Source organism: Micromonospora arborensis, from assembly GCF_003205615.1.
Taxonomy (GTDB): Bacteria; Actinomycetota; Actinomycetes; order Mycobacteriales; family Micromonosporaceae; genus Micromonospora; species Micromonospora arborensis.
Genome location: NZ_PYBV01000016.1, coordinates 284276 through 297292, shown reverse-complemented (window position 1 = coordinate 297292; position 13017 = coordinate 284276). Strand labels below are relative to the sequence as shown.

Genomic DNA, 13017 nt, shown 5'->3' with positions numbered 1-13017 from the left:
ACCCTGCGGGGGTGAGCGAGCGGCCGTTGCGCGCCGGGCCGACTACGCTGGCGAGGGTTCGTCCCACGGGGACTTCAGCGGCGAGGGGAGACGCGGCATGGCGTGGAGCTGGCGGTACGAGGGCACGGACGGTCAGACGGTCGAGGGGCCGGCGGAGTCGTTCGGCAGCCAGGCCGACGCCGAATCCTGGATCGGTCAGACCTGGCGGGAGCTCGCGGCGTCCGGCGTCACCTCGGTCGCGCTCGTGGAGGACGACCGGGTGGAGTACCGGATGAGCCTGCTGCCCACGGCCGAGTGATGGCCTACGACCGGCCGGGGGCCGATGGGCTGGTTCTCGGCGTACCGAAGGCGGCGTTTCGGCCCAGCCCGGTCTTCCTCGGCCTGGTCGCTCTCTTCGCGGTCAGCGGGGTGCTGACCTGGAACGGTTACGGCAGCGTCCGGTTCAACGTGTTCCTGTTCGTGGTGTCCGGCTGGCTGGTCTCGCTCTGCCTGCACGAGTACGCCCACGCGGTGGTCGCCTACCGGGCCGGCGACCGGGACATCGCCCACCGGGGCTACCTGACGCTCAACCCGTTGAAGTACACCCACCCGCTGCTGTCGATCGTGCTGCCGGTGGTGGTGGTGCTGCTCGGCGGCATCGGTCTGCCCGGCGGCGCGGTCTGGGTGGACCGGCACGCCATTCCGGGCCGACTGCGGCACACCCTGGTCAGCCTCGCTGGCCCGGCGACAAATGTGCTGTTCACGCTGGTGCTGGTGGCGGCACTGCGGATCGGCATCGAGTCGGGTGGCCCGCTGGAGTTCTGGGCGGGGGTGGCGCTGCTCGCCTTCCTGCAGCTCACCGCCAGCGTGCTGAACCTGCTGCCGGTGCCCGGCCTGGACGGCGGCAACATGATCCAGCCGTGGCTCAACCCGCAGTGGCGCAAGATGTACGACCTGTTCGCCCCGTACGGTTTCCTGCTGCTCTTCGCGCTGCTGTGGAACCCGCGCATCGGCGGCTGGTTCTTCGACGCGGTCTTCGCGGTGGGCGACCTGCTCGGCCTGCCCTCGTGGCTCTACGCCACCGGCCTCGACCTGATCCGCTTCTGGCAGAGCTGAGGTGAGCTGACCGAACCCGGTCCGGCCGGCGCGAGAGGTTCGCGCCGACCGGACCGGACTGGCGTCAGGGACGCTGCGCGGGGGACTCGGTCTTCGCCGGGTCCCGCTCGGTGACCGGCTCGACGATGTCGTCGATCGCCTTGAGCAGCGCGGCGTCGAGCTTCACCCCGGCCGCCTTCACGTTGTCGTGCACCTGCTCGGGGCGGGACGCGCCGATGATCGCCGACGAGACGTTCGGGTTCTGCAGGACCCACGCCACGGCGAGCTGGGCCATGCTGAGCCCGGCCTGCTCCGCGAGGGGCTTGAGCTGCTGGACCCGGGTGAGCACGTCGTCGTTCATGAACCGGGAGATGAAGTTCGCACCCGACTTCTCGTCGGTGGCGCGGGAACCGGCCGGCGGCGGCTGCCCCGGCAGGTACTTGCCGGAGAGCACGCCCTGCGCCATCGGCGACCAGACGATCTGCCCGATGCCCAGCTCCTCGCTGGCCGGCACGACCTCGGCCTCGATGACCCGCCAGAGCATCGAATACTGTGGCTGGTTGGAGACCAGCGGGATGTGCAGCTCCCGGGCGAGCGGGTGGGCGGCGCGCAGCTGCTCGGCAGTCCACTCGGAGACGCCGATGTAGTGCGCCTTGCCGGAGTGGACGACGTCGGCGAAGGCCTCCATCGTCTCTTCCAGCGGGGTGCCGTAGTCGTACCGGTGGGCCTGGTAGAGGTCCACGTAGTCGGTGCGCAGCCGGCGCAGCGAGCCGTTGATCGACTCCATGATGTGCTTGCGGGACAGGCCACGGTCGTTACGGCCCGGCCCGGTCGGCCAGTAGACCTTGGTGAAGATCTCCAGGCCTTCGCGGCGCTCGTTCTGCAACGCCCGGCCGAGCACGTCCTCGGCCCGGGTGCCGGCGTACACGTCGGCGGTGTCGAAGGTGGTGATCCCCGCGTCGAGGGCGGCCCGGACGCACGCGAACGCGGCGTCCTCCTCGACCTGCGAACCGTGGGTGATCCAGTTGCCGTACGAGATCTCGCTGACCATCAGGCCGGAGCGGCCCAGGTGTCGGAATTCCATGTACCGACCCTAGCTCTAGTGGATCAACATCGTCGACCAGCCACTCAGAGCACCGGGTTGGCGTCGGTGAGTAGTCGGTCGATCTCCTCCAGCACCTCGGCGCGATCCGGGTGCACCGGGTCGATCAGCGCCGCGCCGCGCCGATCCAGGGCACCCCACCGCCCGGCGCCGGTGGCGACCAGGAACGCCACCGGGTGAATGACCAGCATCGCGTGCGTCGGCGGGACCAGCACCGCACCGGTGCGGTCCACCACGCCGCGCCGGCCGGCCACGTCGACCACGGCGAGCCCCTCGTCGGTGAAACCGTCGACCTGCTGGCCGTCGGCCAACTCGGTGACGAACCCGTGGTAGCGGGTCGGCACGACGATCCGGCCGGTCCGGTCGACCGCCCCCCACCCCTCGCGCCGAACGGCGGCCAGGCCGCGGCGGAACGGTCGTACCTCGGCGAAGTTGGGTGCGACGTGCACCGCGCCGGTCGCGTCGATCGCCGTCCAACCGCCCTCGCCGACCACCCAGGCCAGGCCGTCGCTGAAGGGGTGCGCCGCCCGGAAGGAGGGTGGGATCACCGTCGTACCGAGCAGGTTGATCAGCGACCACCGGTCGGTGTCCGGCCGGCGGACCCAGGCCAGCCCGTCGTGGAACGGCTGCGCCTCGGCGTACCGGGCGGGGATGACCAGGTCGCCGTCCTGCCCGGTGTAACCCCACAGCGGCCCGTCCCGCTCCGGCAGCGGGGGCCGGTCACGGTCGAGCACCTCGTCCCGACCCCGGCGGTACGGCCCGAAGCCGTCCGTCGCGGCCCGGGCCGCGACCGCGTCGAGGGCCACCCGGATCCGGTCCAGCAGTTCGGCGTCGCCGGCACCCCGCAGGTCCAGCGCCTGCTCGAAGTGCTGGCAGGCCTCCATGAGTCGCCCCTGGTCGTAACACGACCGCCCGGCGTGCTCGTGGAGTGCGGCCCGCAACCGGTCCGGCAGCTCCACCGAATTGGCCTGTGCGAAGAGTTGGTCCGCCTCGGCGAAGTTGCCGCGCCAGCGCAGGACGTGGGCCAGCCGGGCCTGGGCCAACGCGGTCCGGCGCAGCTCGCCAGTGGCCTCGGCGTAGGTGAGGGCGAGCCGACCGTCGGCCAGCGCGTCGTCCAGCTCGCCGAGGATCCTCGACGTCACCGCCCGCAGGCTGAGCAACCGGGCCCGTGCCCGGTTGTCGATCGCCGAGCCCAGCTTCTCGGTCAGCCGCCGCCGGATGTTCCGCAGGTCGTCCGACTCGGTCAGCTCCTCGCGCAGGGTGACCGGGTCCAGCCGCCAGCGGTACGCCGCGAGGACCTGCTCCGGATCGCCCGGGTCGGCCAGTGACGGTCGCGTTGCCGTCGGCGGCGCGTCGCCGGGTGGTGCGGACACGGGCACGTTCTCCCCGCGCGAGCCGGTCCTCGGGCCGGGCACGGTTGACGCGGGCGGCGCGGAGATGGGCAGCGCCGACGCGGGTGGCGCGGAGACGGGTGTCGCCGTCGCGGGCGGCGCGGAGATGGGTGTCGCCGACGCGGGTGGTGCGGACACGGGCGCTGCCGACATGGAGGCGGGGGACGTCGGCGGCGCGGACACGGGTGCTGCGGGGGGCGGTGGCGCGGGCGCAGGCGGCGCGGACGCGGGTGGCGCGGACGCGGGTGCCACGGTGGGCGGCTCTGCCGGTGCGGGAGGCGCGGAGACAGGCGCTGCGGGAGTGGGTGCGGCAGAGTCGGATGCTGCGAAGCCGGGTTCCGGGGTGGCCGGCGGCGCGGACACAGGTGCGGCGGCGGACGGTGGCGCGGACGCAGGCGGCGCGGACACGGGTGCGACGGAGGCAGGCTGTGTCGGCGCTGGCGGCGCGGACACGGGTGCCACGGCGGACGGCTCTGCCGGTGCGGGAGGCGTGGACACGGGCGCGACGGAGGCCGGCTGTGCCGGTGCGGAGGTTGGCTGTGTCGACGCGGGAGGCGTCGAGACGGGTGCCGCGGCGGTCGGCAGCGTGGGCGCTGGCGGCGCGGAGATGGGCGCCGTGGCCGGTGCCGGGACCTCCGGCGCGGGGTTGTCAGGAACCGGCGGGGCCGACACGGGTGCTGCCGCGACGGGAGGGTATGTGTCGTCGCCAGACGGCACGGACGGGGCTGGCAGCGCAGCGTCGACCGACCAGTCGTCGGGCCGCCAGTCGTCGGCCCGCCAGTCGTCGGTTGGCTCTGCGGTGCTCGGATCGCCCTCCGCATCCGACGTTCGGTCGTGCGGCTCGGCGTCGTCCGTCGGCCCGGCGGTGCCCGGGCTGTCCTCGGCGTCCAGCGGTCGGTGGTGCGGCTCGGCGTCGTCCGTCGGGTCGTGCTCAGCCGGATCGGTGTCCCCGACGGGACGAGCGGCGGCCGGCTGGTGGCCGGCGTCGGTGGTGGCTTCGGCCTGGTGGTGCGGTATCGCGGCGTCAGGTACGCCGGAGACGGGCCGCTGGCCCTCCGTCGATCCCGGCTCGACGGTTGCTTGTGCCTCGTCGACCAGGTCGTCCGTCCAGGCGCGGGGGGCGCCGGAGGTCGGGCGCGCGGGCGGCGCGGAGATCGGCTCGGGGGCGTCGGTCGGTGTTGACCTGCCGGCGGGCTGGTCGATCAGGTCGCGACGGGCGTCGACGCTCGGTGTCGACGGATCCGCGTCCACTGCGGTCGGTGGGGTGGAGAGGTCGGGGTCACCGACCGTCGGTTCGTCGTCGGTGAACCCGGCCGACTCCCGGTCCGGCGCAGGCTCGTCCTGGTCGGTCTCGACCGGCCGAGCGGGGCTGAACCACGCGTCCGGCCCACGGGTGCCCTGGACCTCCTCGGATGCTCGAACGGGAGCGACCGGCCTCTCCGAGGGCAGCGGCGGTACGTATCGGCGCGGTGTCCCGGGGGCCAGCGGGAGCGCCGCCTCGGCGTCCTCCACCGGAGGCTCCGGGGCCGCAGTCGCCGGGGCCGCAGTCGCCGGGGTCGCTGGGGTCGGGGCCGCTGGGGTCGAGGTCGCAGCGTTCGAGAAGGTCGGGGCGGGCCGGGTCGACGGTGGTTCCGGGACCTGCCAGGTTGGCGGCGGCGCGACCGACGGACGTGCCTCGGCCGTCGACTCCACCCGCTCCGGCGAGTGCGGGCGCTGCGGCGAGGACGGTCGATCGGGGGAGTGCGGTCGGTCTGACGCGGTCGGTCGGTCCGACGGGAACGGGCGCTCCGGCGAGGCCGGGCGACTGTCGCTGGTGCCGACCCGGTGGCGGTCCGGGGTCGGCTCCCCGCCGCGCCGCTGGTCCACCGGGCGGTCCTCGTTGTCCGGGCCGGGGTAACGCGGTGGTGGGGTGGGGTGCGACCCGGCAGCCGACCGCTCGTCGGCGATCGGCGGGTCCATCGGCGCGGGGAGGTACTCCAGCCGAAGACGTGCGGCAGGTGGACCCGAGACGGGTACGCCGGAGGCAGGGGATACCGGCGCTGCCGACACCGGTCGGTCCCGGCCGGGCGCGGCGGGGGAGACCGGCGCCGGCGACACCGGCCGCCCCGGGGCATCCGGCGACACCGGCCGCGCCGGGGCAACCGGCGGGACCGGCACGGCGCGACCGGACGTGGCCGGTGCCGGCGGAGCCGTCGCTGCTGGGCGTACCGGTCGCTCGTCGTACCGCGACGGGGTGGCCGCCGGTCGCTCGGGCCGGGCAGCCGGCCGCGGCGGGACACCCGGCTCGGCGCTCCGGTGCGGGTCCGGCGTGCGGTGTGGGTCCGGGGTGCGGTGGGGCTCGGTGCGGTGGTCCGCCTCGCGGCTGCGGTCCGGGCGCAGCGGACCCGGTGGCGGCCAGGGCAGGTTGCCGTCCGGCCGCGGGCCGGGCTGCGGCCGAGGCTCGCGGTGCCCGTTGTCGCGAGGCCGGTCGTCGCGAGGCCGGTCGTCGCGGTACACGTTCTCGCGGCGTCCTCCGTCCTCGCGGTACGCGTCCGGACGGGCCTCCTCGCGGGGACGCCGATCCGGGTACGCCTCGGCGCGGGCCGCGGTCTCGCGGGGCTGCTGCCGGTGCGGGTCGGGGTCGGGCCGACGCCGCTCGTCGTCGCGGCGGGGCTGTTCGGGCATCTCCGGCTCGGGTCGGTGCCGTCGTCCACCGTCTGGCGACAGGGCTGCACCGGCCCCCTCGTCCGCGCGGTAGCGCCGTTCCGGGCGGCGGACGTCGTCGGCGGCCCGGTCCGGGTGCCCGTCGGCGCGGTACCGCGTGCGGCCGTCCACGGCCGCCCACGGGTCGGCGGCGTCGGGGAGCCGGTCGTCGGCCAGCCGGCCGTCGTGGTCCCGGGTGGGTCGTACGCCGTACCCGTCGCCGGTGTGTCGCTCGTAACCGGCGGCCGGTCGCTCCTGCGTGCCGCGCCGACGCGGCGCATCGTCCGGCTCGGGCACCCGGCCGGAATCGGAACGGGGCGCGGGGGAGACCGGTGGAGTGCCCGGGTAACCCCGGTCCCACTCGGTGGGCTCCGGTCGCGGGCGGCGGCTGTCGTACCGCTCGGAATGAGGCTGGTCCCGGTGCCAGGCGGCCTCCCGCGCCGGACCTCGCTCCTCGGCGGGGCGTCGGTCGGACCAGGCGGTACGCCGGTCCGACTCGGGGGAGCGGCGGTCGTCGCGGCGGGGCGGTTCGGGTAGGGGTCGGCGGTACGGCTCGTGGTCGTAGTGGCGGGAGTCGGCGCTGTCGGGCCGGCCGTAGCTGGACGCGTCCGCCGCGCGTTCGTCGGGCCGGGGCCGGCCGTAGATCGGTGTCTCGCCCGGCTCGTCGTCCGCCCAGGACCGGCTGTGGGGTGTCGGCTCCGCCGGCGGTTCGTCGGCCCAGGACCGGCCGAGGTAGGTGCCGTCCGGGCGGGTGGGCGCGAGCGGCGGCACCTCGGCCCGGCCGGTCACGGTCGCCCGGCCGCGCGGTGGCGGTTGATGGAGTGCGCCGATGTCGCCGGGGTAGCGCTGGCCGGGGAACTGGGGGTGCCACTCGGTGGTCGGTTCGACCACCCAGGACGGCTCGTTCGGGTCTGGCCACGGGTCGGTGTAGCGGCCGCTCATCGGCCGGGCCCGTCGCCACACCCGGCCACTCGGCCGATTCTCGCCGGAGGTGGGTTTTTCGCAGCCAACTCCGGGTGACCGCCGGGCGTCCGGTCGCCGCCTGCCACACCCCGGTGGCCGGCTCGCGTCCGCTCGCTCACGGCGTTGTCACCTCGTTGCAAATTGTCGCGCTGGGGCCCTCGCGTGCCAGTCAGGTCGCCTGCACCGGCAGGCCGTGGCTGCGGATGGAGGGTAACGGCGTGGGCTCGCTCACCGCCACTGTGGTGCCGCCCACGGGCGCAAACGTTATCCCAATGGTTTCGGACATTTGGTCTTATAACGCAATCTGGTCTTCGACCATACCGCATCCGACGCCCGCCCGGCCCGGGCGGGATCGTCGACCTCGGTCAGGGATGCTCCAGGATGAGGACGGCGAACGTGCCGGGAGCGAGCGCCTCGTAACGATGCGGGGCGTCACCGGGGAACGTGGCGTAGTCGCCCGCGTGCAGCTCGACCGAAGCCGCCTCCGGGCCGACCCGCAGTCGGCCCGCGGCGACCACCACGTGTTCGACGCTGCGCGGGGCGTGCCCGTCGGCGGCTCGGACCGCGCCCGGCTCCAACTCGATGAGGTAGATGTCCCGGCGCAGGTGTGCCGCCCCGGGACTGAGCAGCGTGCCGGTGAAGTCGGCGTGCTCGGAGCGGACCCGAGGCCCGTCCCCGGCCCGGATCACCCGTACGCCGCCCTCGTGGTGGGGCTCCACCAGCCGGCTGAACGGCACGCCGAGCGCCGCGCCCAAGGCCCAGAGCGTCTCCACGCTCGGGTTGCCGGTGCCCGACTCCAGTTGGGAGAGCGTGGACTTGGCCACCCCCGCCCGGCGGGCCAACTCGGTCAGCGAAATGCCGACCCGTTCCCGTTCCCGGCGCAGGGCGGCGGCGATGGTGGCCAGCGGGGCGGCCGGTTCCGGAGGCATCCGTTCGCTCCATCGGATCAGCGTTCGTTGTGGCGAACAGCATCAGCCTGTTCAGGATGATGAACCAAGCGCACGGTACAACGAACAGCGGACGTCTGGATGGCGCACGGCGTGCTTGCCCTGCGTGGGGGAGTCTCACCCCGACCCGGGTCGGGTCAGACCTTGTCGCCGAGCTTGACCTGAGGGGCGGGGGCGCGCATCCGCCGGAACGTGATCGACCGCATGACCGCGTAGAGGAAGAGCGAGCCCATCCGCTGGTCGGTCTTCGGGAAGCGCTCCCGGACCAACCTGCTGATCTTGCGGCAGATCAGCACCGAGTCGACGATCACGCCCAGGGCCAACGCGCCCCAGAGCACGTTGGAGATCAACCGGACCAGCGGCGGCATGGCCGCGTTCGACCCGATCAGCACGATCAGCGCGCCGCCGAAGAACCAGGTGCCGACGGTACGCCGGGAGTCGACCACGTTGCGGGCCAGCAGCCGCTCCGGGCCACGGTCGCGGGGGCCGCCCTCGCGGCGGAACTCCGACGCGGCCTCGGTGCGCAGTTGACGACGGCGCTCCCGCTCCTCCTCCTTGGTGAGGGGGCGGCTGGGGCCGGCCGGGCGGCGGCCGACGGTCGGCCGCTTCGGCGTCTCCCGACCCTTGGCCGGGGTGTAACCCCGGGCACGCTCGGCGGTCTCCTCGGGGGTCACCGAGGAGACGGCCTCGTCGACGAGGTCAGTGGACTTGCGGCGAAAGAGCGACGGCACGCGGCAAGGGTAGCCAACGGTCCGCGCCCGGTGCACATCGCGGTACAACGGCCGACGGCTCCAGGTCGCAGCGCGACCTGGAGCCGTCGGAACCGAACGATGGGTGACCGAGGTTACGGACGCTCGGCGTGCGCGCCCAGGTCGGCGAGCTTCGCCTCGAAGTCCTCGTAGCCCCGGTTGATCAGGTCGACGCCGTACACCCGGGAGGTGCCCTCGGCCGCGAGCGCCGCGATCAGGTGGCTGAACCCGGCCCGCAGGTCCGGGATGACCAGGTCGGCGGCGTGCAGCTTGCTCGGCCCGGCGATCACCGCCGAGTGCTTGAAGTTGCGCCGGCCGAAGCGGCACGGGGTGCCGCCGAGGCAGTCCCGGTAGACCTGGATGTTGGCGCCCATCGAGTTCAGTGCCTCGGTGTAGCCCAGTCGCTGCTCGTAGACCGTCTCGTGCACGATCGACAGGCCGCGGGCCTGGGTGAGCGCCACGACCAGCGGCTGCTGCCAGTCGGTCATGAAACCCGGGTGCACGTCGGTCTCCAGCGCCACCGCGTTCAGCTCGCCGCCCGGGTGCCAGAACCGGATGCCGCCCTCCTGGCCCGGGTCGCCCAGCTTCGGCGCGCGGGCGTCGGTGACCTCGTACTCGCCGCCGACGGAGCGGAAGATGTTCAGGAAGGTCATCATGTCGGCCTGCTGCGCGCCGAGCACCTCGACGTGACCACGGGTCGCCAGGGCGGCGGCCGCCCAGCTCGCCGCCTCGATCCGGTCCGGGATCGGCCGGTGGGTGTAGCCGTGCAGCTTCGGCACACCCTGAATCTCGATCACCCGGTCGGTGTGGACCTTGATGATCGCGCCCATCTTCTGCAGGATGCAGATCAGGTCGATGATCTCCGGCTCCACGGCGGCGTTACGCAGCTCGGTGACGCCCTCGGCCATCACCGCGGTCAGCAGCACCTGCTCGGTGGCGCCGACGCTCGGGTACGGCAGGGCGAACTTGGTGCCGTGCAGCCCGTTCGGCGCGGACAGGTGCAGACCCTCGGGCCGCTTCTCGACCGTGGCGCCGAACTCCCGCAACGCCTGCAGGTGGAAGTCGATCGGCCGCGGACCGATGTGGCAGCCGCCCAGGTCCGGGATGAACGCGTGCCCGAGCCGGTGCAGCAGCGGACCGCAGAACAGGATCGGGATCCGGCTGGAACCGGCGTGCACGTTGATCTGATCGGTGCTGGCGCTCTCCACGTTCGCCGGGTCGAAGACGAGCTCGCCGTCCTCGGTGCCGTCGGTGACCTTGACGCCGTGCAGGCCGAGCAGACCCCGGACCACCTCGACGTCGCGGATCTTCGGCACATCGAACAGCCGGCTCGGGCTGTCGCCGAGTAGCGCGGCGACCATCGCCTTCGAAACCAGGTTCTTCGCGCCGCGCACGCGGATCCGCCCTTCAAGCGGAGTGCCTCCGTGTACGACCAGGACGTCGTCGGTCAACGCAACCTCCAGCGCGTCGGTGCTGCCGTGTTGTTGGGGGGGAGCCTGAACGTCGTCACTACCCCGGATGCGGCCAAGGTGAAACGGCCCGCGTGTGTCGTCGCTCCGGCAGCATAGCCCTCGGTGACGAAAAAGGACTCGGTCACATCGGCGTGTGTGGCATTAATCGGTGATCCGGCGCTTTTGCGTACCAAGAGCACTACGGATCGTGATCAGGACGCGGCGGGCGGCGGGGTGTCCGCGCCGGGCAGGGCGAGCATCTGGTCCAGCGCGACCCGGGCGTGGTGCGCGGTGTCGGCGTCCACCGTGATCTGGTTGACGACCCGGCCCGCGACCAGCTCCTCAAGAGCCCAGACCAGGTGCGGCAGATCGATGCGGTTCATCGTCGAGCAGTAGCAGACGGCCTTGTCCAGGAACATGATCTGCTTGTCCGGGTGCGCCAGCGCGAGCCGGCGGACCAGGTTCAGCTCGGTGCCGAGCGCCCACGCCGAACCGGCCGGAGCCGCCTCGACGGCCTTGATGATGTATTCGGTGGAGCCCACGTAGTCGGCGGCGGTGACCACCTCGTGTCGGCACTCCGGGTGGACCAGCACGTTCACCCCGGGCACCCGCGCCCGTACGTCGTTGACGCTGTCGAGGGTGAACCGGCCGTGCACCGAGCAGTGCCCCCGCCAGAGGATCATCTTGGCGTCGCGGAGCTGCTCCGGGGTGAGCCCGCCACCGGGCTTGTGCGGGTCGTAGAGCACGCAGTCGTCCAGCGACAGGCCCATCTCCAGCACCGCCGTGTTGCGGCCCAGGTGCTGGTCGGGCAGGAAGAGCACCTTCGACCCCTGCTCGAACGCCCAGTCCAGGGCGCGCTTGGCGTTGGACGAGGTGCAGACCACGCCGCCGTTGCGGCCGACGAAGCCCTTGATGTCGGCCGAGGAGTTCATGTACGTCACCGGGACGGTCTCGCCGGCGATGCCCAACTCGGTCAGAGTGTCCCAGGCGGCCTCGACCTGGCCCAGGACCGCCATGTCCGCCATCGAGCAGCCCGCCGCGAGGTCCGGCAGGATCACCCGCTGGGCGTCGGTGGTGAGGATGTCGGCGCTCTCGGCCATGAAGTGCACACCGCAGAAGACGATGTACTCCGCGTCCGGGCGGGCCGCGGCCTCCCGGGCCAGCTTGAACGAGTCGCCGGTCACGTCGGCGAACTGGATCACCTCGTCGCGCTGGTAGTGGTGCCCCAGCACGAAGACCTTGCTCCCCAGCTTGGCCTTCGCGGCCGTGGCGCGGGCCACCAGATCCGGATCGCTGGGCGCCGGCAGGTCGCCCGGACACTCGACGCCGCGCTCGGTGTCGGGGTCGCTGCCCCGGCCGAGCAGCAGCAGAGCCGTCGCCGTATTGGAGGGTTCCACCCAGGTCGAAGTCACGTAACCCATGGTCCCACAGCGCGAGCGCGACGCAGCTTCCCTCGGTGTGGGCTGCCACACTGCTCGGCATGCGCGTGCTGCTCTGCCCGGACAAGTTCGCCGGCACCCTGCCCGCACCGGAGGTGGCCGCCGCGGTGGCCACCGGCTGGCGCACCGTCACCGACGGGGACGACCTGCTGATCCGGCCGCTCGCCGACGGTGGGCCGGGCTTCGTGGAGGTGCTCGCCGAAGCCCTCGGCGGTCGGCGGGTGCCGGTGTCGACGGTCGATCCGCTGGGCCGTCCGGCAGTCGGTGAGATCCTGCTCACCGCCGACGGCTCGACCGCCTACCTGGAGAGCGCCCAGGCGTGCGGGCTGCACCTGCTCGCCACCGCCGAACGTGACCCGAAGACCACCACCTCGTACGGGCTGGGCCTGTTGGTGGCCGCCGCGGTGGAGAGTGGCGCCCGGACGGTGGTGATCGGGCTGGGCGGTTCCGGTACCAACGACGCCGGGGCCGGAATGCTCGCCGCGCTGGGCGTGACCCCGCTCGACCCGGGCGGCGCCGCGCTGCCGTACGGCGGGGCGGCGCTCGCCGCGGTCGACGCGTTGGACGGCGTACCCCGGTTGCGTGGCGTCCGGCTCGTCGCGGCCACCGACGTGGACAACCCACTGCTCGGCCTGCACGGCGCGAGCAACGTGTTCGGTCCGCAGAAGGGCGCCGACCGTGCCGACGTGCTGCTGCTCGACGCCGCGCTGGAGCGTTTCGCCGCGGTGCTGGAACGGGACCTGGCCGGCTGCCCGGCGGGGCTCGGCACGTTGCCCGGAGGCGGTGCCGCCGGTGGCATCGGCGCGGCCATCCTCGCTCTGGGCGGCGGCTGCGAGTCGGGAATCGGCCTCGTCACCTGGGCCACCCGACTGGACGCCGCGCTGGACACCGCCGACCTGGTGATCACCGGGGAGGGGTCGTTCGACCACCAGTCGCTGCGCGGCAAGGTGGTCGCCGGAGTGGCTGGCGCCGCCCGCGACCGGGGGGTGCCGTGCGTGGTGGTGGCCGGGCAGGTGAGCACCGGCCGGCGGGAGGCCGCCGCGGCCGGGGTGACCGACGCGTACAGCCTGGTCGAGCACTTCGGCGGCGAGGAGAGCGGCGGGCTCGACGCCGCGTTGAGCCGACCGGCGGAGGGCCTCCGCGAGTTGGGCGCCCGGCTGGCCCGGCAGTGGAGCCGCTGAACGCCCCGACCACCTAGCCGGCCCGCTCAGGAGCGGGT

At 73.4% G+C, this 13017-nt stretch carries 9 protein-coding genes; 3 read left to right on the top strand and 6 right to left on the bottom strand.

Annotated features, from left to right (window positions below):
- Window positions 1-97: 97 nt before the first annotated feature.
- The gene (locus tag C7C45_RS14485; protein ID WP_030337978.1) at window positions 98-298 is read left to right on the top strand and encodes a hypothetical protein; all 201 of its coding nucleotides are present in this window, start codon (window positions 98-100) and stop codon (window positions 296-298) included.
- The gene (locus C7C45_RS14480) at window positions 298-1095 is read left to right on the top strand and encodes a site-2 protease family protein (protein WP_110564163.1); all 798 of its coding nucleotides are present in this window, start codon (window positions 298-300) and stop codon (window positions 1093-1095) included. Before C7C45_RS14485 ends, C7C45_RS14480 begins: the two co-directional genes overlap by 1 nt.
- Window positions 1096-1159: 64 nt before the next feature.
- Here C7C45_RS14480 and C7C45_RS14475 read toward each other — a convergent pair whose 3' ends face one another.
- The 6 genes from C7C45_RS14475 to nadA form a co-directional block, all read right to left on the bottom strand.
- Window positions 1160-2158: an aldo/keto reductase family protein gene (locus C7C45_RS14475; protein WP_110564162.1), complete on the bottom strand. Its 999-nt coding sequence runs from the start codon at window positions 2156-2158 to the stop codon at window positions 1160-1162.
- A gap of 44 nt (window positions 2159-2202) precedes the next feature.
- Window positions 2203-7191 (bottom strand): WG repeat-containing protein, encoded by a 4989-nt coding sequence (locus C7C45_RS35525; RefSeq protein ID WP_280101375.1) that lies wholly within the window; start codon window positions 7189-7191, stop codon window positions 2203-2205.
- Window positions 7192-7577: 386 nt separating this feature from the next.
- Entirely contained in the window at window positions 7578-8141 is a 564-nt protein-coding gene (locus C7C45_RS14465) for a helix-turn-helix domain-containing protein (RefSeq protein WP_110564161.1), read from the bottom strand.
- A gap of 155 nt (window positions 8142-8296) precedes the next feature.
- Window positions 8297-8890, bottom strand: coding sequence for a DUF3043 domain-containing protein (locus C7C45_RS14460; protein WP_110564160.1), 594 nt, complete (start codon window positions 8888-8890; stop codon window positions 8297-8299).
- 113 nt (window positions 8891-9003) lie between these two features.
- Entirely contained in the window at window positions 9004-10371 is a 1368-nt protein-coding gene (gene murA / locus C7C45_RS14455) for a UDP-N-acetylglucosamine 1-carboxyvinyltransferase (protein ID WP_247669761.1), read from the bottom strand.
- A 200-nt stretch (window positions 10372-10571) separates the two neighbouring features.
- Window positions 10572-11771: a quinolinate synthase NadA gene (gene nadA / locus C7C45_RS14450; RefSeq protein ID WP_110564201.1), complete on the bottom strand. Its 1200-nt coding sequence runs from the start codon at window positions 11769-11771 to the stop codon at window positions 10572-10574.
- Window positions 11772-11839: 68 nt separating this feature from the next.
- Here nadA and C7C45_RS14445 point away from each other — a divergent pair, with 68 nt between their 5' ends.
- Window positions 11840-12979: a glycerate kinase family protein gene (locus C7C45_RS14445; protein ID WP_110564202.1), complete on the top strand. Its 1140-nt coding sequence runs from the start codon at window positions 11840-11842 to the stop codon at window positions 12977-12979.
- Window positions 12980-13017 lie beyond the last annotated feature (38 nt).